Raw genomic sequence first — 22963 nt, 5'->3', positions numbered from 1 at the left:
CCTCGTGGATCTGTCAGCATCCCGAGCTCTTGTTGGTCGAACCTGTGGCGAAACAGACTTGAGAGGAGACGACGACAGGGAGCGAAAACATGTCTGTGGTGCCGGTGATCGACATTTCTGCGCTGTACGGCGATGACGACGAGGCGAAGGCGAAGGTGGCCTCCGAACTCGACCACGCCTGCCGCGAGATCGGCTTCTTCCAGATCAAGAACCACGGGATCGCGCAAGAGATCATCGACGGGATGTACCAGACCTCGGACGCGTTCTTCGGCCTGCCGGAGCAGGACAAGCGGCGGGTTGCCCAACCCAGCCCGGATACGGTCCGCGGGTATTCGTCGATCGGTGAGCAGGCGTTCTCCTACAGCGAGGACGTACATCAGCCGCGGGATCTGCACGAGAAGTTCGATGTGGGTCCTGTCGACTTCGACAGCTCCGATCCGTACTTCTCGAAAGAGCATGCCGGACCCCACTTTCTTCCCAACCAGTGGCCGCAGCAGCCCGCTGCCATGGAGCAGGCCTGGACCACCTACTTCCGTGCGATGAACGAACTCTCGCGAAAGCTCATGAGCGCCTTCGCGCTTGGGCTCGGCCTTGACCCGGACTACTTCGTCGACACCATCGACAAGGACATCTCCATGCTCCGTGCCATCAACTACCCGCACATGACCACTGCGCCGCAGCCGGGACAGATGCGGGCAGGCGCGCACACCGACTACGGCAGCCTGACCATCGTGCGGCAGGAGGAGGCGCCCGGCGGGCTGGAGGTCTTCACCAAGGACGGTGACTGGATCCCGGTGCCGGTGGTGCCCGACGCGCTGGTGGTCAACATCGGAGACCTGATGGCGCAGTGGACCAATGATCTGTGGACCTCGACGCGCCACCGGGTCCGGACCCCGCATCCCGACGCCGACGGGAACACCCGCCGGATGTCGTTGGTGTTCTTCCACCAACCCAACTACGACGCCATGATCGAATGCCTGCCCACCTGTGTTGCCGAGGGCGGCGAGCCCCGGTATGCGCCGATCAGTTCGGGTGACCACCTCACCTCGAAGTTCGCCAAAACGATTGTGCTGAGCCCGTCCTGATGTCAGCGGGTGCGGTGGGGTCATTCGAGATCGAGCTCGCCCGGACCGGTGCGGTGGTGACCGTGCCCGCGCATCGCACCGCGCTGGCCGTGGTACGCGAGGCGGTACCCGCCGCCGAGTTCAACTGCCTGCAAGGGGAGTGCGGGGCCTGCGTGGCGACCGTCCTCGACGGCGTTCCCGATCACCGGGACACGGTGCTCTCCGAGCGGGCCAAAACCGCCGGAAATCGAATCATCCTGTGTGTCAGCAGGTCGCAGACACCACGCCTGGTGCTCGACCTCTAGAGAAGTGAGTAACCACATGAGCGTTGGTCTGTCTTTTGCCAGTGTGCTGGCCAAGGATTTCGCCGGCCTGGCGGAGTTCTACAAGGAGCTACTCGGTCTCGATGAGGTGATGGAGTTGCGCTCAGAACACTTCCGGGGCTTGATGATCGGCGACACCATCCTCGGATTCAGCGCCCACACCGCCTACGACATGCTCAATCTGGTTGCACCCGAGGAAGGTCGCGCAGGCGTCAGCAACTTCCTGACCTTCGAGATGGACGACGACGCTCAGGTCGATCGACTCACCACAGCGGCCGTTGCGGCAGGTGCGACCTGCGTCAAGGAACCGGGACGAACCTACTACGGCGCCTGGCAGTCGGTGCTCCTCGATCCCGAGGGCAACGCGTTCCGGCTCAACCATCTCGAACTCGAATCCCACAACTGAACAACCGACCCAGCGGCCTTCTCCGGCCGCGATTCCTCGACAGCGGAGTCGAACCCCCTCCCATCGCATCTCCTCACGCACGCCCCGCGTGCGCTGAAAGGAACCACCAAATGTCCTTATTCGAGTGGCAGGTCAAGACCGGTGACTCCGTTGTCGCACCGCATGAGCGGCTGAGTTGGCCGCGGACCGTGGGTATCGGCCTGCAGCACGTGGTCGCCATGTTCGGTGCCACGTTCCTGGTCCCGGTCCTCACCGGATTCCCGCCGGCCACAACGCTGCTGTTCTCCGGCATCGGCACGATCCTGTTCCTGCTCATCACCCGCAACCGGCTGCCCAGCTACCTGGGGTCGAGCTTCGCGGTGATCGCACCCACCATCGCCGCCTCGACGTCGCACGGCCAGTCCGGTGCCCTCGGTGGCATCGTGGTGGTCGGTGCATTGCTGACGATCATCGGCGTCGTCGTGCATTTCGTCGGGATCGGCTGGATCGAAAAGCTGATGCCGCCGGTGGTCACCGGCTCGATCGTCGCACTCGTGGGCTTCAACCTGGCGCCCGTGGCCAAGAGCAACTTCGAGACCGAGCCCGTCACCGCGTTCATCGTGCTGGCAATGTTGCTGTTGTCGCTGGTGCTCTTCCGTGGACTGCTCGGCCGGTTGGCGATCTTCCTCAGCGTGGTGATCGGCTATTTCATCGCCCTGGTGCGGGGTGAGGTCGACACCGACCCCATCGGCGCCGCCGACTGGGCCGGCCTGCCCGACTTCACCGCCCCGACGTTCCACCTGTCGGTGCTGCCCATGTTCATCCCGGTGGTGCTGGTCCTGGTTGTCGAGAACATCGGTCACGTCAAATCCATCAACACCATGACCGGAATCAACAACGATCACCGGATCGGAAAAGCCCTGGCCGCAGACGGTTTGGCCACAGTGCTCGCCGGCAGCGGCGGCGGCTCGGCCACCACCACCTACGCCGAGAACATCGGTGTGATGGCAGCGACCAAGGTCTACTCGACCGCGGCCTACTGGGTTGCCGGCGCGGCCGCCATCCTGCTCGGCCTCTCGCCCAAGGTGGGTGCGGTCATCGCCTCGATCCCGCCCGGTGTCCTCGGCGGCGTCACCGTTGCCCTCTACGGTCTGGTCGGCATCCTCGGTGTGCACATCTGGGTGACCAACAAGGTCGACTTCTCCAAGCCGATCAACCAGTTCACCGCAGCCATCGCGCTGGTCATCGGCATCGCCGACTTCTCATGGACCATCGGGGATCTAAGCTTCGGCGGCATCGCGCTCGGTGCCATCTCCGCGGTCGTGGTCTATCACGTGATGCGCCTGATCGGCACCTGGCGCGGCACCGTGGATGTCGATTCCGTACCGGAGAGCACCGAGCCGATCGATCCGAATGCTGTTGATTCGAACGATGCGGCCGGCGAGCCAGGCAAGGACCCGGACGAACAACTCGCAGGAAAGCAGGGAATCTGATGGAAACAACCCTCATCCGTGGCGGCACGGTGGTCTCGTCCACCGGCAGGCAACTCATCGACGTGCTGATCGACGGTGAGACCATCGTGGCACTGATCGAGCCGGGCGCTGCGACGTTCGGTACCGACCTCGCCGCCAACGTCGACACCGTTATCGACGCCACCGGCAAGTACGTGATCCCCGGTGGGGTCGATGCCCACACCCACATGCAGATGCCGTTCGGTGGGACCGAGGCCTCTGATACGTTCGAAACCGGTACGCGTGCTGCGGCATTCGGCGGGACGACCACGATTGTCGATTTCGCCATCCAGACGCCGGGGGAGCAACTGCAGGACACCCTGGCCCAGTGGCACCAGAAGGCGGGTGGGCGCAGCGCCATCGACTACGGTTTCCACCAGATCATCGGTGACGTGAACGATCAATCCATCTCTGCGATGGGTGAATTGATCAACGAAGGTGTCACCAGCTTCAAGCTGTTCATGGCCTATCCCGGGGTCTACTACTCCAACGACGGTCAGATCCTGCGGGCCATGCAACGCGCCGCCGACACCGGTGCGCTGATGATGATGCATGCCGAGAACGGCATCGCCATCGACGAATTGGTGTCGCAGCACCTCAAGCGCGGCGAGACGTCGCCGTACTACCACGGGGTCTCGCGGCCGTGGCAGCTCGAAGAGGAGGCCACACACCGGGCGATCATGCTGGCCGATGTCACCGGGGCACCGTTGTACGTGGTGCACGTGTCGGCTCGGCAGGCACTCGAACAGATTGCCACCGCCCGTGGTCGGGGCGCCAACGTGTTCGCCGAGACCTGCCCGCAGTATCTGTACCTCTCGCTCGAAGAACAGCTCGGCGCACCGGGATTCGAGGGTGCGAAGTGGGTGTGTTCGACGCCGCTGCGATCGCGGGCAGAGGGCCATCAGGACGAGCTGTGGAAGTTCATCCGGACCGGCGACGTCGCCGGGGTCGCGACCGACCACTGCCCGTTCTGCATGGTTGACCAGAAAGAGCTGGGCATCGCCGATTTCTCCAAGATCCCCAACGGGATCGGTGGGGTCGAGCACCGGATGGACCTGATGTATCAGGGTGTGGTGGACGGGCGGATCAGCCTCGAGAAGTGGGTCGAGGTCTGCTGCACCACACCGGCCCGGATGTTCGGCATGTACCCACGCAAGGGTGTCATCTCGCCGGGCGCCGATGCCGACGTCGTCATCTACGATCCGGCCGGCCACACCAGCATCGGGCTCGGCAAGACCCACCACATGAACATGGACTACTCGGCGTGGGAGGGATACGAGATCGACGGTGCGGTGCAAACAGTGCTCTCGCGCGGATCCGTGATCGTCGATGCGGGTGAGTATCTCGGAAAGAAGACCGACGGACGGTTTGTGCGACGCGAACTCTCGCAAAACCTCATCTAGAGCCGTCATCGCCAGCGATCGCCACGCAGTACGAGTAAATAGAATCGATAGGAGCACGACATGGACTTTGGTGTTGTCATGCAATGCAATCCGCCGGCATCGCGGGTGGTCGAACTCGCCGTTGCGGCCGAGAACCGGGGCTTCACGTACGTGTGGACATTTGACTCGCATGTGCTCTGGCAGGAGCCGAACGTGATCTACAGCCAGATCCTGGCCGCGACGCGCAACGTGATCGTCGGGCCGATGGTGACCAATCCGCTGACCCGGGACGCCACGGTCACGGCCTCGACGTTTGCGACGCTGAACTCGATGTACGGAAACCGGACCATCTGCGGCATCGGCCGTGGTGATTCTGCTGTCCGGGTGCTCTCGGGCAAACCGTCAACGCTGGCGATCCTGCGCGACAGCATCTCTGTCATCAAGGAATTGGGCAACGGACGCTCTGCCACCATCAACGACACCGAGATCCGGTTCCCGTGGGCCGCTCGTTCGCGGCTGGACGTCTACGGCGCCGGATACGGGCCCAAGGCGCTCGACTTGATCGGCGAGGTCGCCGACGGTTTCATTCTGCAACTGGCTGATCCGGCGATCGTGGAGTGGACGGTGAAGCGGGTGAAGGCCGCCGCGGAGGCTGCCGGACGTGACCCGGACGAGGTGAAGATCGTGGTGGCGGCCCCGGCGTATGTCGGTGATGACATTGCGCACCAACGTGATCAGTGTCGCTGGTTCGGCGGGATGGTGGGCAACCACGTCGCGGATCTGGTGGACAAATACGGCGGTGACGGGTCCGAGGTCCCGGCCATTCTCACCGACTACATCAAGAACCGGCAGGGCTACGACTACAACGAGCACGGTCGGGTCGGCAACAGCCACGCGGACTTCGTGCCGGACGACATCGTCGACCGCTTCTGCCTGCTGGGAACGCCGGAGCAGCACATCGCCCGGCTCGAGGAGCTGCGCGACCTCGGCGTCGATCAGTTCTCGATCTACTTGCAGCACGACGGCAAGGATCAGACCCTGGAAGCGTACGGAGAGAAGATCATTCCGGCGATGGCGCCGACTCTCGCCGCCCGCTCATAACCTTCCCAGACGAAAAGGATCCTTCGATGAGTTCTTCAGAATCGGCACCCGGCAATGCAGTTCGGGTCGCCGCCAATACGGCCACGGACAGCGCCTTCATCGACGACTTCACCACCATGTCGACCTTCGGTGAGACGGCGGCCAATGGGGTCGAGCGCCAGGCCGCCACCGAAGCCGACGGCGCGAATCGCCGATGGTTGGCCGGCTGGCTGACCGAGCGTGGTTTCACCGTGGCGTACGACCGGATCGGCAACATGTTCGGGTTGTACGAACTGGTGCCCGGCGCACCGTACGTGCTGTCCGGATCGCATCTGGACAGCCAACCCCGTGGCGGTCGTTTCGACGGCGCCTACGGTGTCCTGGCCGCGGCGCATGCGATGGATCGGCTCCGGCAGTACTACCTCGCCAATCCTGATGAGGCCGTCCACAACCTGGCCGTGGTGAACTGGTTCAACGAAGAGGGATCACGCTTCAAACCGTCGATGCAGGGTAGCGGTGTGTTCACCGGCAAGCTCGACCTGCAAGAAGCACTCGAGACCACCGATGTCGCCGGCATCTCGGTGGCCGAAGCCCTCGGTGAGCTGGACATGTTGGGGGACAAGGATGTCTTCACCACCGGCGAACACCACACGGCAGACGGTCTGAAGGTTGCCTCGTATGCCGAAATCCACATCGAGCAAGGCCGTGAACTCGACAAGGCCGGCGTGCTGATGGGTGTGGTGCCGTCGACCTGGGGTGCCAACAAGTACGAGATCTCGGTCATCGGGTCTCAGTCGCATACCGGTGCGACCGCCATCGCGGACCGGCAGGACGCACTGTATGGCGCTGCGAAAGCCGTTGTGGCCCTGCGTGAACTGGCCGACGAATACGGCGAGGATCTGCACACCTCATGCGGCCAGCTGACGGTCTACCCGAACTCTCCGGTGGTGGTGGCCCGCGAGGTCCACATGCACCTGGATCTGCGGTCGCCGTCCGATGAATTGCTGGCCGAGGCCGATGTGAAGCTCAATCGTGCGTTCGCCGAGATCGAGGTCGCGGCCGACGTCGAGATCGAGCGACGGTTCGCCCACACCTGGAAGGGACATACGTACCAGCCCGAGGGCGTGGCGCTGGCAGAGAACGTGATCGAGGCGCTCGGGCACAGTCACATGCAGGTGCGGACCCGGGCCGGACATGACTCGACGAACATGAAAGACCTGGTCCCGACGGTGATGTTGTTCATACCCAGTGTCGACGGTGTCTCTCACGCGGAGAATGAATACACTCACGACACCGACCTCACGGCCGGTGTGGACGTTCTGACCGAGACCATCGGTCGCATGGTGGAAGGTGCCCTCTGATGGCAGATGACAACACGAGCTTCGGCGGCAATTCGCCGTTTGCCGACGCAGGCGAGCTGGACGCGGCCAAGACGGCGGGCCGCAAAGCCTACGAGCTGGACCGGGCGCACGTATTCCACTCGTGGTCGGCGCAGGCACAGCTGAATCCGATGACCATTCTGGGGGCGTCGGGATCGTATGTCTGGGACGGCGAGGGCAATCGGCTGATCGATTTCTCGTCGCAGATGGTCAACACCAACATCGGCCACCAGCACCCCAAAGTTGTTGCGGCGATAGCTGAGCAGGCGAACAAGCTCTGCACCATCGCACCGTCGCACGTCAACGATGCGCGTTCGGAGGCTGCGCGCCTGATCGCCGAGCGGACCCCCGGTGATCTCGACAAGGTGTTCTTCACCAACGGCGGCGCCGATGCGGTGGAGCATGCCGTGCGGATGGCACGCCTGCACACCGGTCGACGCAAGGTGCTCACCCGCTACCGTTCGTATCACGGGGGTACCGATACCGCGATCAACATGACCGGTGATCCGCGGCGCTGGCCCAACGATTACGCGTCGGCCGGAGTGGTCCATTTCTTCGGACCCTTCCTGTACCGCAGCCAGTTCCATGCCGAAACCGAGCAGCAGGAATGTGAGCGTGCTCTCGAGCATCTCGAATCGGTGATCTCGATGGAGGGTCCGCAGACGATTGCCGCCATTGTGCTGGAACCGGTTCCGGGGACCGCAGGCATCATGGTGCCGCCTGCCGGCTACCTGGCCGGAGTTCGTGAACTGTGTGATCGCTTCGGCATCGTGATGGTGGCCGACGAGGTGATGGCCGGATTCGGCCGCACCGGAAAGTGGTTCTCCATCAACCACTCCGAGGTCATTCCAGATTTGATCACCTTTGCCAAGGGCGTGAACTCGGGATACGTGCCGCTCGGTGGCGTGGCCATCAACAACGAAATCGCCCAGACATTTGCCGATCGGCCGTACCCCGGTGGTCTGACCTACTCCGGGCATCCGCTGGCCACCGCGGCCGCCGTCGCGACCATCAACGCGATGACCGACGAAGGCATCGTCGAGAATGCCGCGACCATCGGATCAGACGTCCTGGGGCCCGGACTGGAGAAGCTCGCGGCGCAGCATCCCAGCGTCGGTGACGTGCGTGGTGTGGGTGTGTTCTGGGCGGTGGAACTGGTGAAGAACCCCGACACCCGCGAACCACTCGCGCCGTATGGTGGCTCGAGCCCGGCGATGGCGGCGGTACTCGCGGCATGCAAAACGGGCGGCCTACTACCTTTTGCCAACTTCAACCGGATACACATGGTGCCGCCGTGCACGGTCACCCCTGATGAGGTTGCCGAAGGCCTGCAGATCCTGGACGCGGCGCTGACAGTGGCCGATTCGTTCGTCGAGTAGACGGTTCGGCTCGCCGGTGACGCTGTCCGCCGGGACTAGTGTGTAGTCCTGGCGGATCAAGCGGTCCACAGAGCGGGAAGGCCGGTGGCGACGATGCCAAAGCGAAGTGCAGGGATCATGCTGTTCCGTCGTTCCGAGGCGGAGGCAGGCATCGAGGTCGAGGTCCTGATCGCACATCCGGGAGGGCCGCTGTGGGCGCGTAAGGATTCCGGCGCCTGGTCGATACCCAAAGGGTTGTACGACGAAGACGAAGAACCGCTGGCCGCGGCCCGTCGGGAATTCGTCGAGGAGGTCGGCCTCGCGGTTCCCGACGGGGACGTCATTGAGCTCGGGGAGATCAAGCAGCCGAGCGGAAAGCTGGTGACCGCCTTTGCGATCGAGTCCGACCTCGACGTCACCGGCACGGTCAGCAACACCTTCGAGATGGAATGGCCACGCGGATCAGGAAAGATGCAGTCGTATCCCGAGATCGACAGGGTGGGGTGGTTCGACCTGGACGCGGCCCGGGACAAACTCCTGAAGGGTCAACGCCCGTTCCTGGACCGACTCCTCGAACACTTGTAGTCGCTTCAGGCGAAGCGCAGCACCTCGGCCTCGTCGAGGCGGGGGAGTCGGTCGAACCAGGCATCTTTGCCCGGATGGCCGATGTTCACCAGGAGCGTCGACTTCCAGCGGCCGTCGCCGAAGAACTCCGAATCGACACCGGCAGAGTCGAATCCGGCCATCGGGCCGGCGGTCAGACCCACTGAGCGCACGGCGAGGATGAAGTATCCGGCCTGCAAGGTGCTGCCGAATGTACCCATCGAGTTGCGGGCGTCCTCGTTGGCGTCGAGCATGTCCTTCATCTCGGGCCGGAAGGGCAGCACAGTCGGGATGTGTTCGTGGTACGCCGAATCCATCGCCAGCACAGCGGTCACCGGTGCGCTGCGGACCTTGTCGACATTGCCTTCGGCGACGTGGGGGAGCAGGCGTTCCTTGGCTTCGTCGCTGCGGACGTAGAGGACTCGCAGCGGTTGGGTGTTGGCGGCGGTGGGAGGCCACTTTGCGAGTTCCCACACCTCTTTGAGTGCCTCGTCACTCACCGGCTCCGAACTGAAGGTGTTGGCGGTGCGGGCGTCGCGAAAGAGTAGTGCGCGCGCGTCTGCGTCGAGGGTGTGGATGGTGTCGGGCATATTGAACACTCCTGCATTTAGAGGGACTTCTAAAATAGAAGCAGATAGGAACGAATGTGGCAAACGGTATGCTGGGCCGATGCCCAGGGAAGTCGACATCACGCACGAGCCACGCGCCTGTGACGGCGCGCTGCGGTCGGCGTTCGCCCTGCTCGGCAAGCGGTGGAACGGGGTCCTGCTGGGCACCCTGATGCACGGTCCCGCAGGCTTCGCTGAACTACGCGCCGCGATCGGCGGAATCAGTGACTCGATGTTGTCGTCGCGGTTGGTCGAATTGGCAGACGCGGGTGTGATCGATCGGCAGGTCGAGGCAGGTCCGCCGGTGTCGGTGTCCTATCGGCTGACGCCGTCGGGCGAAGCGCTGTTGCCGATCCTCGACGAACTCGGGGCGTGGGCGTCGGAGAACCTGGAATCGTAGAATCCGGTCTCGTGCCGCACTAGCGGTTGTCGATGGTCCGGGAGACCTTGCGTAACAACGTGATCAGGGACGACCGCTCATCGGGGGTCAGTGTCGCCAGCATCGCCGTGTCGCGAGCGAGCCGTCGAGGAAACTGGGTGTCGACGAGTTCGTGTCCGGCATCGGTCAATTCGAGGAGGACTACTCGTCCGTCCCGCTCGGACTTCTTGCGCTGCAACAGGCCGAGGTCGCTGAGGCGTTCGCTGAGTTTGGTGATCGAGGCGCCGCTGAGCATGGTTGTCGACACGACTTCGCTGGCGCGCAGGGGGCGCTCCGACCGGGCGAGCGCCCCGAGAACGTCGAACTCGGAGCGGGTGATCGAGTGCGATTCCAGGTCCAGGTCGAGTTGATGGGCGAGCACGGCGGCGATGCGATTGACGCGGGCGACCACCTCGATGGGCTCGGTATCGAGGTCGGGATATGTACGTGCCCATTCCTGGCTCACGCGCTCGACGACGTCGCTCGGGTTGGTCTCTGCGGTCACCGGATCATGGTAGGTCATGACCGCTATTTACTTTAGTGGTAAAATAGTTATAAAATACTTAGGTGTTGACAAGCGATTCCCTTTCCGAGCACATGACCCGTCGTCGTCATGCGCTGGCCCACTCTGCTTCTCCTCGGACCTGGCGTGATGCCGCGCTGACACTGAACCGCAGCAACGCGGCGATCTGGGTGCCCGTCCGAGTGGGTATCGCACTCGCGGTTGTGCTTGTGATCGGCGGTCTGGCCGGGCGGGTCGATATCGCCGGATTCGCCGCGTTGGGCGCTTTGACCTCGGCATTCTGCCGCGCCGATCCCTATCGCATCCGGCTGCCGCGGCTCGCGGTGACCGGCGGAACACTTGTCGTGTTCGTGGTGTTCGGAGGCATTCTCGGTGCCGCGGGGGCCTCGATGACGGTGCAGATCGTGGGCATGTCGGTGGCTGCAGCCGTTGCCGTGTTGGTCATGGGTGCCTGCCGATTGGTCGGTCCCGGACCAGTGGTGATGATCTTCGCCGCGGCCGCTGCGGTGGGCTATGCGACGTCGACGGGTGATGTGGTTGCCGCGACCGCGTCTGCGGCGATCGGAGTGACGATCGGAATCTGCGCGTCCTTGGCTCCGTGGCCGTTTTATGCGGTGCGGGGCGTCCGAAACTCCGGTGGCTCGTCGTGGGGGTCGGTGGGTGCGGATCTTCGCCGGATGGCCGAGCGAGAGCTGATTGCCTCGGCGGTCCGGGTGGCCCTGGCCTCTGCGGTGGCCGCCGGTGTTGCCTATGCCATCGGTCTGGCGCATCCGATGTGGGCGGCGATGGGCGCGATCGCCACGCTGCAGGGCATCAACTTTCACCTGACCGTGCATCGCGGTGTGCAGCGGTTGATCGGGAACGTGGTCGGCGGAGTGCTGGCCGCCGGACTGCTCGCGGTGCCGTTGGGTTATTGGGGCGCGGTGGTTCTCGTTGTGATCTTCCAGATCGCGGCGGAACTCCTGGTTGCCGTCAACTATGGACTCTGCTCGATGGCCGTTACCCCGATGGCATTGCTGCTCACCGCACTGGGTGCGGGTCTGACCCCGGATGCGGCGCTCGACCGGATGGCGGACACCGCGCTGGGGGTCGTCTTCGGGATCGTGATCGCGGCCCTGACCATCGCGCGCCATGACACCGCGCACCATGGCACCGCGCACCACGTGGCCGAGGTGACTACGGCGCGCTGATCCCGGTGGTCAGCAGCTGGGCGAGTTCGAGGTAGGCCTGTGAATCATCCAGCCCGACAGAACTTTTGACCTTGCGCTGCTGGATCCGGACCATGACGGCCGACGCCACATCGGCGACAAAAGCCGCGTGGACGTCGCGGACATCGCCGGCGGCAACACCTTCGCTGATCAGTTCGTGGACGCGATCTGCTGCCGCCCGGGTATTGCGCTCGTAGATGTCGCGGGCGGGTGGGAAGCCGGCAAGGTCTTCCATGAACTGTTCGTCGGCGGGCGCCAGTGCGGCACCGACCGCAGTCAGATAGGCGGTCAGACGTTCGGTTGTCCCGGTGGCGCGCTGCACCGCCGCCTCGACCTCGGTGGTCGCGGCCCGGAAGAAGTGCACCGTCACCTCGCGGACGAGTTCATCCTTGCTTCCTGCGAGCGTGTACAGCGTCGACTTGGAGCAGTGCAGGCGCGCTGCGATCTGGTCGAGCGTCAGGTGGGCAAAGCCTTCGTGGAGGAACAGGGCCACCAGTTCGTCGAACAGCTGCGCACGGCGGGCGGTCGCGTGTGCAGGGGAAACGGTCGCAGCCATGTGCTGATAGTACTGCGTGAGGTTCTGGAGTACTGTCAACGGTACTGAAAGGTCCGGCTCAGTACTGCTAAACGAGTCCGGCCAATGCCTGTCCCGACGATCGAAAAGGTGCCCGATGCCCGTCAACCGGCTGCTCCCCACTGAAGAAGCCCGCGACCTGGTCCAGCTGGCGAGCGACGTCGCGGACAAGGCACTCAAACCCATCGTCGACGAGTACGAGAAGGCCGAGAAATATCCGGCCGAGGCCTTCAAGGTGCTCGGCCAGACGGGTCTGTTGAGCCTGCCGTACCCCGAGAAATGGGGAGGCGGCGGCCAGCCGTACGAGGTCTACCTCCAGGTACTCGAAGAGTTGGCGGCGCGCTGGGCCGCGGTGGCAGTCGCGGTGAGTGTGCACAGCCTGTCGTGCCATCCCCTCATGGCGTTCGGCAACGACGAGCAGAAGCAGCGCTGGCTCCCGGAGATGCTCGGTGGTGAGAAGATCGGTGCCTACAGTCTTTCGGAGCCGCAGGCCGGTTCCGATGCCGCAGCCCTGGCCTGCAAGGCCACCGCCTCCGAGGGCGGTTACACGATCAACGGATCGAAGGCGTGGATCACCCACGGTGGTGTCGCCGACTTCTACAACCTGTTCGCCCGAACCGGCGAAGGGTCCAAAGGCATTTCGTGTTTCCTCGTCCCTGATGACACCGAAGGTCTGAGCTTTGGGAAGCCGGAAGAGAAGATGGGCCTGACGGCGGTTCCGACCACATCGGCCAGTTACGACAATGCGTTTGTGCCCGAAGACCGCCGCATCGGCGCCGAAGGGCAGGGCCTTCAGATCGCTTTCAGCGCACTGGATTCGGGTCGCCTCGGCATCGCGGCGGTCGCCGTCGGCATCGCGCAGGCCGCATTGGACGAGGCCGTCGCCTACGCGCAGGAGCGGCAGACGTTCGGCAAGAAGATCATCTACCACCAGGGGCTCGGTTTCCTGCTCGCCGACATGGCGGCCGCGGTGGATTCGGCCCGCGCCACCTACATCGATGCCGCTCGTCGTCGCGATGCCGGTGTGCCGTATTCACGGAACGCGTCGGTGGCCAAGTTGATTGCCACCGATGCGGCGATGAAGGTGACCACCGACGCGGTCCAGGTGTTCGGCGGCTACGGCTACACCAAGGATTTCCGCGTCGAACGGCTGATGCGCGAGGCCAAGATCACCCAGATCTTCGAGGGCACCAACCAGATTCAGCGACTGGTCATCAGTCGCTCGCTGGCGACCTAACCGTCCCTCCCGCAAACGCTCCGCTTATGCGAAGACGCTCCGCGTACATCTGGAGCATCTCCGTACAGGCGGAGCGTTTGTGTCAGGTCGGGAGGCCGACGTGAGCGCGGCGGTACACCAGGGCGGCGGCACCGACGAGTGGGGCGGTGTCGGACAGTCCGGCATCGGCAACCCGAACGCGTGAGATGTAGTCGAGTGGATGTTGCGCGACGACCTGTTCGATGAGCGGGATCAGGTCGGGTGTCACCCTCGCGAAGCCGCCGCTGATCGCCACCACGTCCAGTTGGATCAGTGCTGCAGCGCTGCAGATCGCCTGTCCCACAGCCTGCGCCACGCGGCGAATCGCGCGATGGGCGATCTCGTCATCGTTCCGATAAGACGCGGCGAGGTCTTCGCCGGTGGACCCCGTCCAACCCTCTGCGTTGGCCCAGGCGACAGTATGCGGCCCGGAGGCCACGGACTCGAGTGTGGTGCGGCTGCCGATACTGAGCTCGCCGGTGAAGCCGGACAACTGGATCTGCCCGATGTGGCCGCTGTTCCCGGCCAGTACCCGGCCATCGACGATGAAGCCGCCTCCGATACCGGTGGAGATCACCATGCCCAACAGGTTTTTCTCACCGGCTGCGTTGCCGATCCATTGCGCGGCCAGCACGATCGCCACGCCATCTCGATGGAAGTGGACGGGTATGTGGCCCAGCGTTTCTCGTATCCGGCCGGCAACCAGATCGCGTAGCGGGTAGTCGCGCCACTGCGGAATGTTGATCGGGGACAGGGTTCCGGCCCGCTCGTCCACGGGTCCGGCCGCTGCGATCCCGACGCCGATTACCTGTGCGTCCTCGGGCACGTGCGCGAGTGCATGATCGACAACCCGGATGACGTTGCTGCCGAGATGGTCGGGTGCGGATTGTGGACCGGTGCGGGCCCGACTTCGACCGGCCGCCAGCACGTTGCCGTCCGGGTCGACCAGTGCGGCTTCCACTTTCGTGCCACCGAGGTCGATCGCGAGGACCAGATCATCTGCCACCGATTCAGCCTAGTGGCCCACCCCTCCCCAGACGCTCCACCTGTGCGAAGACGCTCCAGAAATATGTGGAGCATCTTCGTATTACCGGAGCGTTTGGGGTTGTGCACAGGAGACGAAGTTGTCCACAGTGCGGACATCGAAGGGAAAGCCGGCACCATCGGACGCGCCAGAATCGGATTCATGGGGGAATACGAGTTGAGCGCAGCGGGTCTGGTCTTGCGCCGCACGGCAACGTCGGCCGGTCACAACGACCACACGCTCCAGGCTGCAGTCCGGGCCGGGAGCCTGGAGCGGGTCTACCGGGGCATGTACGTGCCGAGTGGTCCATGCAACGGCGTCCCGAGCCGCGAGGAGCGCGAAAGCCGATACCGATTCAAGGTTCTCGGGGCGGTCGACGCGGGGGAGGGCGCCAAGGCGGTGAGTCACTGGTCCGCGGCAGCACTACTCGGGGTGCCGACGTTCGACGCCGACCTGGATCGAGTGCATTTCACCGTGAACCGTGTCGGTGGCGGGCGAAATCGTGACCGGGCCTGCCGATTGCATGCCGCGTCGTGGCTGCCCGACGAGGTCATCGAACTCCCGGGACTCCTGGTGACCAGCCTCGCCAGGACGGCCGTCGACATCAGCCGTCTGGGCAGTTTCGAGCAGGCGCTCTGTGCCTGCGATGCGGCTCTTCGGATGGGTGTGTCCCGCGCCGGACTGGAGATGGTGCTCGCGCGGGCCGGTCGACGCAAGGGTGTGGGCAACGCCAGACGGGCGGTATCGCTCGCCGACAGTGCTTCGGAAAGCGTCGGCGAGTCGCTGTCGCGCGCCCGGATGTATGGCATGCCCGATATCCCGGTACCGCAGTTGCAGCCGGAGATCTACGCTCCCGACGGTGAACATGTGGCGCGCACTGATTTTCGGATCAAAGACCATCTTCTCGGCGAGTTCGACGGTCAGGGTAAGTACATCCGATATCTTCGCCCGGGTGAGACGCCTGCGGATGCGGTGTACCGCGAGAAGCGCCGCGAGGAACGCCTCAACGAACTCGGGTTCGTGGTCGCACGGTGGGGTTGGGACGACCTGATGCACCCCGAACGGTTGCGCGAGATTTTGCGAAATGGGTTGCGGCGAGCGGGTTTGCAGTGATCCACTCCCGCAAACGCTCCGGTTGTACAAGGGTGCTCCACAAATATGTGGAGCACCCTCGTAGAGGTGGAGCGTTTGCGGTGGGGTGGGGTTAGAGGCGTTCGATGATGGTGGCGTTGGCCATCCCGCCTGCCTCACACATCGTTTGCAGGGCGTAGCGGCCACCGGACTGCTGCAGTGCATTGACCATGGTTGTCATGATGCGGGCACCGCTGGCGCCGAGTGGGTGACCGAGGGCGATCGCGCCGCCGTTGACATTGGTCTTGGCCAGGTCGGCGCCGGTGTCCTTGGCCCACGCGAGGACGACGGGGGAGAAGGCCTCATTGACCTCGAACAGGTCGATGTCGGAGATGGTCAGGCCGGCCGCGGCGAGCACCTTCTCGGTTGCCGGGATGACGCCGGTGAGCATGTAGAGCGGATCGGAGCCGACCACCGAGAAGCTGTGCAGACGGGCGAGCGGCGTGAGTCCGAGTTCTGCGGCCTTGGCGCTGCTCATGATCAACACCGCGGCGCTGCCGTCGGAGAGCGGACTCGAATTGGCTGCCGTGATCTGCCATTCGATCTGCGGGAACCGCTCGAGCATCGCCGGGTGGTAGAACGCGGGCTTGAGTGTGGCCAATTGCTCGATGGTGCCGCCCGGGCGGATCATCTCATCGGTGCGCAGGCCGGCCAGGGGCACGATCTCCCGGTCGAACCGGCCTGCCTTTGTCGCCGCGACGGCCTTGTCGTGGCTCGACAACGCGAACTCGTCGAGTTCGGTCCGGGAAAAGCCCCAATCTGCCGCGATCAATTCGGCGGCCAGGCCCTGAGAGATCAGTCCGTCCGAGTACCGCTGCGAGAATCCGACGCCGGACGCGTCGACGCCGGGCCGGACATCGGACGCCATCGGCACTCGGCTCATCGACTCCACACCGGCTGCGACCACCACGTCCTGCACACCCGACATCACGGCCTGGGCGGCAAACGAGATCGCCTGCTGACTCGAACCGCACTGTCGGTTGATGGTGGTACCCGGAACCGATTCGGGGAAGCCGGCAGCCAGTGCGGCCTTGCGGCTGATGTTCTGGCCCTGCTCGTCGGCCTGTGTGACGGCACCGGCGATGACGTCGTCGATCAGCGCCGGGTCGATGCCGGTCTGCTCGACGAGCGCGCGCAGGCTGTGGGCGAGCATGTCGACCGGATGAACGTCGTGAAGTCCACCTGCACCGACCGTCACACCGTCGACAACGCGGCCCGGCTTGCCCTTTCCGATCGGAGTTCGTACCGCACCGACGATTACCGCATCAACGATTTGGGTCATGACCTACTCCTTCAGCTGGCTATGGTTTCTATAAGTCAGGTATACCCCGAGATATTCCGTCCTGTCGACCCTTGATCGACCGCCGGGCCGACGGATCCGAGAAATGGGACACGTGGCCGGTAGTGTGTCCCAGGTGGTGCGCCTACCGAATCCCATGACCGGTCCCAGGCTCTTGGCCGGTGCCGCAACCGCTGGTGCGGCCTTCGCGGCCGCCGGAGTCACAGTCGGGACCGAGGTGTATCGGGCCATGGGGGCGCCGAAAGATCTTGTGCTCCCGCATATCAGTGGCTCACCGCATCAAACCGGTGGCACTTTCGGCAATCTCGAGCCGCCGCGGCCCGTCGACGGCGACAAAGCGGCCGCACTCGCGATGCTCCGCCGCGGTGACATCGGCAAACCGCGCGCCCGCCTGGAGTTCGACGCCTCGCCGTTGCCTGTGGAGGTCGCCGACCTCGCCGCCACCTGGTTCGGTCATGCGTCGGTCCTGGTCGAACTCGACGGACACCGCATCCTCACCGATCCGGTGTGGAGCAAGCGCTGCTCACCGTCCAGTGTGGTCGGACCTGCACGGTTGCACCCCGTGCCGCACACACTCGATGAATTGCCCGCCATCGACGTCGTCCTGATCAGCCACGACCACTACGACCATCTCGACACCGCCACGGTCCGCAAGCTCGCCCGAACCCATCCGGAAGCCGTGTTCGTGGTGCCGATCGGGGTCGGGGCACATCTGCAGTACTGGGGCATCGACGCCTTCCGAATCCGCGAGGCCGACTGGGGTGAGTCGGTCACCATCGGAGATCTGCGCTTCAACTGCTGTTCCGCCCGACACTTTTCCGGGCGAGGACTGCAACGCAACACCACTCAGTGGGCCAGTTGGGCCGTGACCGGGCCGCGCAACAACTTCTTCTTCTCCGGCGACACCGGCATCACCGAATCGTTCGAGCAGGTCGGCGCCGACCACGGTCCGTTCGGGCTGTCGCTGGTCGCCATCGGCGCCTACGACCGGCTCTGGCCCGACATCCATCTCAACCCAGAGGAAGCGGTGGACGTGCATCGAATGCTCAATCGCGCCAACCTGTCCGAGTCTCTGTTGCTTCCCATCCATTGGGCGACATTCAATCTCGCGCTGCACGAGTGGGCCGACCCGGTGCAGCGACTGCTCCCGGCGGCCGAGGAATTGCACATTCCGGTGATCACCCCGATGCCCGGCGCCCGTTTCGATGTCCACTCACGCAGTGGACACGGTTTCGCGACCCAGGATTGGTGGGAGATCGCGGCATGACCGCAATCAACGAGACGCATCTGGCGTCAGGCCTGAGTGCGGCGCAGGTCGCCGACCGGGTGGCGGCGGGACAGGTCAATGTTCAGCCCGACCGGTCGGGCCGAAGTGTGGCAGATATCGTCCGCTCGAATATCTTCACCCGAATCAATGCGATCCTCGGTGTGCTGTTCATCATCGTGATGAGCACCGGCTCGATCATCAACGGCGCCTTCGGTTTGCTGATCATCGCCAACAGTGGCATCGGCATCATCCAGGAGATCCGCGCGAAGAAGACCCTCGACGCACTGGCGATCGTCGGCCAGACCAGGCCGATGGTCCGCCGCGATGGTGTCGCCACCGAAATCGATCCGGGCGAGGTCGTGCTCGACGACATCATCGAGCTCGGCCCCGGCGATCAGATCGTGGTGGACGGTGAAACCGTCGAGTCGGCCTCCCTCGACATCGACGAGTCGTTGCTGACCGGTGAAGCCGACGCGGTCGACAAAGCTGTCGGGGATCCGATCATGTCGGGCAGCTTTGTGGTCGCCGGGTTCGGCGCATACCGCGCGACGAAGGTCGGCCGCGATGCCTATGCCGCGCAGCTTGCCGAAGAGGCCAGCAAGTTCACGCTGGTCAACTCCGAACTGCGCAACGGGATCGACAAGATCCTGAAGATCATCACTTACCTGCTCATCCCGGCGGGTGTGCTGACCATCGTCAACCAGCTGTTCATCAGCGACAACGGCATCAAGGCGAGCCTGCTCGGAATGGTTGCGGCGCTGGTCCCGATGGTGCCCGAAGGTCTGGTGCTGATGACCTCGATCGCGTTTGCGGTCGGTGTGGTCCGGCTCGGCAAGCGGCAGTGCCTGGTCAACGAACTGCCCGCCATCGAGGGCCTGGCCCGGGTCAATGTGGTCTGTGCGGACAAGACCGGAACGCTCACCGAGAACGGGATGAGGCTCTCGGAACTGGTTCCGGTGCAGGGGGACCGGGCCGAGTTGGAGCTGGCGCTGGCCGCGCTGGCAGCCCACGATCCGCGTCCGAACGCGAGTGTCCAGGCCATGGCCGAGGCGTTCCCGGACGCCCCGGCCTGGACGTCGAGCGCCGTCGCCCCGTTCACGTCGGCGAAGAAGTGGAGTGGTATCTCTTTCGCCGACAGCGCTTCCGGTGAGCCCCGAGGCAACTGGCTGCTCGGTGCACCGGACATGTTGCTGCCGTCGGAGGCCCAGACCGCGGCCCAGGCAAGCGAACTGGGGTCCGGTGGCCTGCGCGTGCTGTTGCTGGCCTCGACCGATGTGTCGGTCGACACCGAGTCGACGGACGATTTGTCCGCGCCCGGTGTCGTCACGCCGCGCGCACTGATCGCGCTCGAACAGCGGGTGCGCGCAGATGCGCGCGAGACGCTGGACTACTTTGCGTCGCAGAATGTCTCGGTCAAGGTGATCTCGGGGGACAACGCCGTCTCCGTGGGTGCGGTGGCCGGGTCGCTGGGTCTGGGGACGCTGGACGACGCGGTGGACGCCCGTGAGCTGCCGACCGGCACCGATGAACTCGCCGACGTCGTCGATTCGCACACCACTTTCGGTCGGGTCCGTCCGGATCAGAAGCGGGCGATGGTCGGTGCACTGCAGTCACGCGGCAACACGGTGGCGATGACCGGAGACGGTGTCAACGACGTGTTGGCACTCAAGGATGCCGATATCGGTGTGGCCATGGGTTCGGGTAGCTCGGCAAGCCGTTCGGTGGCTCAGATCGTCCTGCTCGACAACCGCTTTGCCACGCTGCCGTATGTGGTCGCCGAAGGCCGTCGCGTCATCGGCAACATCGAACGCGTCTCCACGCTGTTCCTGACAAAAACCGTGTATGCGGTGTTGCTGGCCATGACCATCGGAGTTGCCGGGATCCTGGGCAAGATCTTCGGGTTCGCGCCGATGTCCTACCCGTTCCAGCCGATCCACGTCACGATCGCCGCGTGGTTCACCATCGGTGTTCCGGCCTTTGTACTGTCGCTGGCCCCCAACAACGAACGGGCCCGAACCGGCTTCGTCGGCCGCGTACTCCGTCTGGCGGTCCCGTCGGGAATCGTGGTCGCGGTCTGCACATTCGTGGCCTACGCGCTGGTCTACCCGGGCGGTTCCGGTGTCGAACTCGGTTCCAAGAATTCGGTGGATCTGCCGCCGGAGCAGATGCAGGCCGCCACCACCGCACTGATCACCATGATCGCCGTCTCGATGTGGGTACTCGCGGTGATCGCGCGGCCCTACAACTGGTGGAAGATCGTGCTGCTGACCGTCTCGGTGCTCATGTACGTGCTGATCTTCTCGCTGCCGTTCACGCAGGAGATGTTCAAGCTGGATCCGACTGATTGGGGCAAGACCGGAATCGGGTTGGCGACCGCCGCGGTCGGCATCGTCGCGGTCGAGATCCTGTGGCGACTGAACCCCGTCTTCGCAATGTGGTCCCGTAAGCTGAAATCCAAAGACCCACAGACCGCCGAGAACGTTACCGGCGCCGCAGAAAGGTAAGGCCACACATGGACATCAAGGGTCTGATCAACAAGGGCAAGCAGACGCTCAGCAAGAACACCAAGGTCATCGACCAGGGTGCTGACGCCGTCAACAAGGCAACCAAGGGTAAGTACTCCGCCCAGGTCAGGAAGGGTGCGGACGCTGCCAAGAAGTTTGCGCAGGACGGTGGTTCGAACCCGGACCAGCCGAAACCTCAGTAATCGAGACCTGGCACTGAGCGGACTGCGCTGTAGGTAGAACAACTTGAAGGAAGCCTGGAGGCCGGCAGTCCTGCTGGCCGGAAGTGTGCTGATGTCCGGGGTTTTGACCCTGACGGCATGCTCAGGCGGCGGCGGAGACGATGGTGTGAGCCCATCGTCTCCGCCGTCTTTGTCTGAATCGTCGACGACGCCGCCGCCCCCACCTCCCGCACTCGCCGATCGCGGTGCGGTCCTGACACAGCGGCCGTTTCAAGGCAGCAGCACTCTGGGCGATGCCGGCCGGTTGATACGAGTGGTCTATCGCTCGACGGCCGGTTACGCCGGTGGCTTCGGCACGGATGTGTCCGGGGTGATCGCCGTCCCGGCCGGTGATCCGCCACCGGGTGGATGGCCGGTGGTCGCGCTCGGCCACGGCACCACCGGAACCGATGTGACGTGCGGTCCGTCGGACTACCCGGACCTGCTCGGCGAAGACGGCAACGTCGCGCGACTGCTGGCCCGCGGATACGTGGTCGCCGCGAGCGACTACCAGGGACTGGGTACCAGCGTCGAGAGCCCGCGAACGCATCCCTATCTGGAACCGAAAACCGTTGCGTACAACATGATCGACGCGGTGCGCGCGGCCCGCAATGTGGTACCCGAAGCGTCTGCCGACTGGGCCGCGATGGGTGCTTCGCAGGGTGGCCAAGCCGCCTGGGCCGCAGCGGAGCACGCCGACGACTACGGTCAGGGACTCGAATTCGTCGGGGCTGCGGCCCTGGCGCCTGCCGCCGATCTGTCGCCGATCACCGATGCGGGACTCGATCTGACCTACACCGACGCCCAGAAGATCTTCATCCCCAATCTGGTGGCGGGACTGCGCGAAGTGCATCCCGATCTCGACCCCGACGACTACATGCGCGGGGGGCTGGCTGCCGGGGCGGACGCCTTCACCTCATGCGGGCCCACCTCGATCGCGGACAAGTTCTCCGCTGCGATGGACGTTGTGCCCGGTGACGCGACGGTCGCCGACCAGGAGGCACTCGAGCGGCTCCGGGGGATCCTGATCACCGATGCGCTGCCCGCCGAGCCCGCGGGTGGGCCGTTGTTCGTGGCCTACGGGGACAAGGACACGATCATCCTGTCCGCCTGGACAACTGCCGCGGTGCAGCGCGCCTGCGCGCAGGGCGACGTGATCGAGGTCGTTCGCAAGCCTGAGGGTGGACACACCAATCTGGGTGTGACCGGTGAGGCCGTCGACTGGATCGCCGACCGATTTGCCGGGGAGCCGGCGCCCGACACGTGTCCCGTGTGACGGGTCAAGATGTGGCCGGACCGATAACGTCAGCGCCATGGCAAAGGTGAAGGACGCGATAGAGGTCGGTGTGACGCCGGAGAAGACGTGGGATCGGGTGCTGGATCTCTCGAGTTACGACGAGTGGCTGACGATCCACGAAGGTTGGCGCAGCCCGCTTCCCGGGCCGGAAGAGATCGGCAAGGGCCTCAAGGTGTCCTCAGTCATCGCGTCCAGGGGCACTCGCGTCCGGTTCGACTGGACGGTCAACGCCTTCGATCCACCGCACCGCGTCAGCCTGAAGGGTTCCGGCAAGGGAGGGGTCAAGGTGACGCTGATCCTCGCGGTGGATCCGGCACCGGAAGGCTCAAAACTGACCTTTGAGATCGAACTCGGCGGATTGGCCATGATCGGTCCGGTCGGGAAGATCACGGCGAAGGTTGTCAAAAGTGAAATCGAGACTTCACTAAAGAATTTTCACGATCTGTACTCCTGAGTGAATACCCCTGGTACATTCCCGATTTCGGTTACCAAATGGGGGTTAGCGCCTGACAAGGCTATGTATAGAATCCGGCGAACCTCGAAACAAG

At 64.3% G+C, this 22963-nt stretch carries 23 protein-coding genes; 18 read left to right on the top strand and 5 right to left on the bottom strand.

Going from position 1 to position 22963, the window contains the following annotated elements:
- Positions 1-89 precede the first annotated feature (89 nt).
- From AC1D75_RS26555 to AC1D75_RS26515, 9 genes are all read left to right on the top strand, one after another.
- The gene (locus AC1D75_RS26555; RefSeq protein WP_495518297.1) at positions 90-1085 is read left to right on the top strand and encodes an isopenicillin N synthase family dioxygenase; all 996 of its coding nucleotides are present in this window, start codon (positions 90-92) and stop codon (positions 1083-1085) included.
- The gene (locus AC1D75_RS26550) at positions 1085-1369 is read left to right on the top strand and encodes a 2Fe-2S iron-sulfur cluster-binding protein (RefSeq protein ID WP_495518296.1); all 285 of its coding nucleotides are present in this window, start codon (positions 1085-1087) and stop codon (positions 1367-1369) included. Before AC1D75_RS26555 ends, AC1D75_RS26550 begins: the two co-directional genes overlap by 1 nt.
- A gap of 16 nt (positions 1370-1385) precedes the next feature.
- On the top strand, positions 1386-1793 hold the full coding sequence (locus AC1D75_RS26545) for a VOC family protein (protein WP_495518295.1): 408 nt from the start codon (positions 1386-1388) through the stop codon (positions 1791-1793).
- Positions 1794-1903: 110 nt separating this feature from the next.
- Positions 1904-3265 (top strand): uracil-xanthine permease family protein, encoded by a 1362-nt coding sequence (locus tag AC1D75_RS26540; protein ID WP_495518294.1) that lies wholly within the window; start codon positions 1904-1906, stop codon positions 3263-3265.
- On the top strand, positions 3265-4686 hold the full coding sequence (gene hydA, locus AC1D75_RS26535; protein ID WP_495518293.1) for a dihydropyrimidinase: 1422 nt from the start codon (positions 3265-3267) through the stop codon (positions 4684-4686). The genes AC1D75_RS26540 and hydA overlap by 1 nt, the downstream gene beginning before the upstream one ends.
- 60 nt (positions 4687-4746) lie before the next feature.
- Positions 4747-5766: a TIGR03842 family LLM class F420-dependent oxidoreductase gene (locus AC1D75_RS26530; protein WP_495518292.1), complete on the top strand. Its 1020-nt coding sequence runs from the start codon at positions 4747-4749 to the stop codon at positions 5764-5766.
- A 26-nt stretch (positions 5767-5792) separates the two neighbouring features.
- Complete coding sequence (locus AC1D75_RS26525; RefSeq protein ID WP_495518291.1) at positions 5793-7106, top strand: M20 family metallo-hydrolase; 1314 nt, start codon at positions 5793-5795, stop codon at positions 7104-7106.
- Positions 7106-8503 carry an aspartate aminotransferase family protein gene (locus tag AC1D75_RS26520; RefSeq protein WP_495518290.1) on the top strand — a complete coding sequence of 466 codons (1398 nt, stop codon included), beginning with the start codon at positions 7106-7108 and terminating at the stop codon, positions 8501-8503. Before AC1D75_RS26525 ends, AC1D75_RS26520 begins: the two co-directional genes overlap by 1 nt.
- A 93-nt stretch (positions 8504-8596) precedes the next feature.
- The gene (locus tag AC1D75_RS26515) at positions 8597-9067 is read left to right on the top strand and encodes an NUDIX hydrolase (RefSeq protein WP_495518289.1); all 471 of its coding nucleotides are present in this window, start codon (positions 8597-8599) and stop codon (positions 9065-9067) included.
- A 5-nt stretch (positions 9068-9072) separates the two neighbouring features.
- On the opposite strand, the gene AC1D75_RS26510 is transcribed toward AC1D75_RS26515, so the two are convergent.
- Positions 9073-9675 carry a malonic semialdehyde reductase gene (locus tag AC1D75_RS26510; protein WP_495518288.1) on the bottom strand — a complete coding sequence of 201 codons (603 nt, stop codon included), beginning with the start codon at positions 9673-9675 and terminating at the stop codon, positions 9073-9075.
- Positions 9676-9754: 79 nt separating this feature from the next.
- On the opposite strand from AC1D75_RS26510, the gene AC1D75_RS26505 reads away from it, so the two are divergent.
- Entirely contained in the window at positions 9755-10093 is a 339-nt protein-coding gene (locus tag AC1D75_RS26505; RefSeq protein ID WP_495518287.1) for a winged helix-turn-helix transcriptional regulator, read from the top strand.
- Between the two features lie 19 nt (positions 10094-10112).
- Here AC1D75_RS26505 and AC1D75_RS26500 read toward each other — a convergent pair whose 3' ends face one another.
- Positions 10113-10634: a MarR family winged helix-turn-helix transcriptional regulator gene (locus AC1D75_RS26500; protein WP_495518286.1), complete on the bottom strand. Its 522-nt coding sequence runs from the start codon at positions 10632-10634 to the stop codon at positions 10113-10115.
- Between the two features lie 44 nt (positions 10635-10678).
- Between AC1D75_RS26500 and AC1D75_RS26495 the strand changes: the two genes are divergently transcribed.
- Complete coding sequence (locus AC1D75_RS26495; protein ID WP_495518285.1) at positions 10679-11824, top strand: FUSC family protein; 1146 nt, start codon at positions 10679-10681, stop codon at positions 11822-11824.
- Here AC1D75_RS26495 and AC1D75_RS26490 read toward each other — a convergent pair.
- Positions 11811-12398 (bottom strand): TetR/AcrR family transcriptional regulator, encoded by a 588-nt coding sequence (locus tag AC1D75_RS26490; protein ID WP_495518284.1) that lies wholly within the window; start codon positions 12396-12398, stop codon positions 11811-11813. The two genes, AC1D75_RS26495 and AC1D75_RS26490, sit on opposite strands and share 14 nt — an antisense overlap.
- A gap of 115 nt (positions 12399-12513) precedes the next feature.
- On the opposite strand from AC1D75_RS26490, the gene AC1D75_RS26485 reads away from it, so the two are divergent.
- On the top strand, positions 12514-13653 hold the full coding sequence (locus AC1D75_RS26485) for an acyl-CoA dehydrogenase family protein (RefSeq protein WP_495518283.1): 1140 nt from the start codon (positions 12514-12516) through the stop codon (positions 13651-13653).
- 82 nt (positions 13654-13735) lie between these two features.
- Here AC1D75_RS26485 and AC1D75_RS26480 read toward each other — a convergent pair whose 3' ends face one another.
- A complete protein-coding gene (locus tag AC1D75_RS26480) occupies positions 13736-14677 on the bottom strand; it encodes an ROK family protein (protein ID WP_495518282.1) in 942 nt (313 codons plus the stop codon).
- 180 nt (positions 14678-14857) lie between these two features.
- Between AC1D75_RS26480 and AC1D75_RS26475 the strand changes: the two genes are divergently transcribed.
- Positions 14858-15808 carry a hypothetical protein gene (locus AC1D75_RS26475; RefSeq protein WP_495518281.1) on the top strand — a complete coding sequence of 317 codons (951 nt, stop codon included), beginning with the start codon at positions 14858-14860 and terminating at the stop codon, positions 15806-15808.
- Positions 15809-15899: 91 nt separating this feature from the next.
- Here AC1D75_RS26475 and AC1D75_RS26470 read toward each other — a convergent pair whose 3' ends face one another.
- Entirely contained in the window at positions 15900-17108 is a 1209-nt protein-coding gene (locus AC1D75_RS26470) for a thiolase family protein (RefSeq protein ID WP_495518280.1), read from the bottom strand.
- Positions 17109-17262: 154 nt separating this feature from the next.
- On the opposite strand from AC1D75_RS26470, the gene AC1D75_RS26465 reads away from it, so the two are divergent.
- The 5 genes from AC1D75_RS26465 (at position 17263) to AC1D75_RS26445 (ending at position 22869) form a co-directional block, all read left to right on the top strand.
- On the top strand, positions 17263-18393 hold the full coding sequence (locus tag AC1D75_RS26465; protein WP_495518429.1) for an MBL fold metallo-hydrolase: 1131 nt from the start codon (positions 17263-17265) through the stop codon (positions 18391-18393).
- Entirely contained in the window at positions 18390-20897 is a 2508-nt protein-coding gene (locus tag AC1D75_RS26460) for an HAD-IC family P-type ATPase (RefSeq protein ID WP_495518279.1), read from the top strand. Before AC1D75_RS26465 ends, AC1D75_RS26460 begins: the two co-directional genes overlap by 4 nt.
- Before the next feature lie 8 nt (positions 20898-20905).
- On the top strand, positions 20906-21100 hold the full coding sequence (locus AC1D75_RS26455; protein WP_495518278.1) for an antitoxin: 195 nt from the start codon (positions 20906-20908) through the stop codon (positions 21098-21100).
- Between the two features lie 145 nt (positions 21101-21245).
- On the top strand, positions 21246-22394 hold the full coding sequence (locus tag AC1D75_RS26450; protein ID WP_495518277.1) for a lipase family protein: 1149 nt from the start codon (positions 21246-21248) through the stop codon (positions 22392-22394).
- A gap of 37 nt (positions 22395-22431) precedes the next feature.
- On the top strand, positions 22432-22869 hold the full coding sequence (locus tag AC1D75_RS26445; RefSeq protein WP_495518276.1) for a type II toxin-antitoxin system Rv0910 family toxin: 438 nt from the start codon (positions 22432-22434) through the stop codon (positions 22867-22869).
- The last annotated feature ends 94 nt before the right edge of the window (positions 22870-22963 follow it).

The organism is Williamsia sp. Y712, from assembly GCF_059445525.1.
The sequence above is the reverse complement of the archived record's forward strand: the minus strand, read 5'-3'. Positions and strand labels throughout refer to the sequence as shown.

Coding starts and splice junctions, on each gene's coding strand:
- AC1D75_RS26465 (WP_495518429.1), top strand. CDS start 17,263: ATGACCGGTCCCAGGCTCTTGGCCGGTGCCGCAACCGCTGGTGCGGCC.
- AC1D75_RS26550 (WP_495518296.1), top strand. CDS start 1,085: ATGTCAGCGGGTGCGGTGGGGTCATTCGAGATCGAGCTCGCCCGGACC.
- AC1D75_RS26500 (WP_495518286.1), bottom strand. CDS start 10,634: ATGACCTACCATGATCCGGTGACCGCAGAGACCAACCCGAGCGACGTC.
- AC1D75_RS26540 (WP_495518294.1), top strand. CDS start 1,904: ATGTCCTTATTCGAGTGGCAGGTCAAGACCGGTGACTCCGTTGTCGCA.
- AC1D75_RS26515 (WP_495518289.1), top strand. CDS start 8,597: ATGCCAAAGCGAAGTGCAGGGATCATGCTGTTCCGTCGTTCCGAGGCG.
- AC1D75_RS26525 (WP_495518291.1), top strand. CDS start 5,793: ATGAGTTCTTCAGAATCGGCACCCGGCAATGCAGTTCGGGTCGCCGCC.
- AC1D75_RS26485 (WP_495518283.1), top strand. CDS start 12,514: ATGCCCGTCAACCGGCTGCTCCCCACTGAAGAAGCCCGCGACCTGGTC.
- AC1D75_RS26470 (WP_495518280.1), bottom strand. CDS start 17,108: ATGACCCAAATCGTTGATGCGGTAATCGTCGGTGCGGTACGAACTCCG.
- AC1D75_RS26505 (WP_495518287.1), top strand. CDS start 9,755: ATGCCCAGGGAAGTCGACATCACGCACGAGCCACGCGCCTGTGACGGC.
- AC1D75_RS26510 (WP_495518288.1), bottom strand. CDS start 9,675: ATGCCCGACACCATCCACACCCTCGACGCAGACGCGCGCGCACTACTC.
- hydA (WP_495518293.1), top strand. CDS start 3,265: ATGGAAACAACCCTCATCCGTGGCGGCACGGTGGTCTCGTCCACCGGC.
- AC1D75_RS26445 (WP_495518276.1), top strand. CDS start 22,432: ATGGCAAAGGTGAAGGACGCGATAGAGGTCGGTGTGACGCCGGAGAAG.
- AC1D75_RS26455 (WP_495518278.1), top strand. CDS start 20,906: ATGGACATCAAGGGTCTGATCAACAAGGGCAAGCAGACGCTCAGCAAG.
- AC1D75_RS26530 (WP_495518292.1), top strand. CDS start 4,747: ATGGACTTTGGTGTTGTCATGCAATGCAATCCGCCGGCATCGCGGGTG.
- AC1D75_RS26490 (WP_495518284.1), bottom strand. CDS start 12,398: ATGGCTGCGACCGTTTCCCCTGCACACGCGACCGCCCGCCGTGCGCAG.
- AC1D75_RS26555 (WP_495518297.1), top strand. CDS start 90: ATGTCTGTGGTGCCGGTGATCGACATTTCTGCGCTGTACGGCGATGAC.
- AC1D75_RS26520 (WP_495518290.1), top strand. CDS start 7,106: ATGGCAGATGACAACACGAGCTTCGGCGGCAATTCGCCGTTTGCCGAC.
- AC1D75_RS26545 (WP_495518295.1), top strand. CDS start 1,386: ATGAGCGTTGGTCTGTCTTTTGCCAGTGTGCTGGCCAAGGATTTCGCC.
- AC1D75_RS26460 (WP_495518279.1), top strand. CDS start 18,390: ATGACCGCAATCAACGAGACGCATCTGGCGTCAGGCCTGAGTGCGGCG.
- AC1D75_RS26475 (WP_495518281.1), top strand. CDS start 14,858: ATGGGGGAATACGAGTTGAGCGCAGCGGGTCTGGTCTTGCGCCGCACG.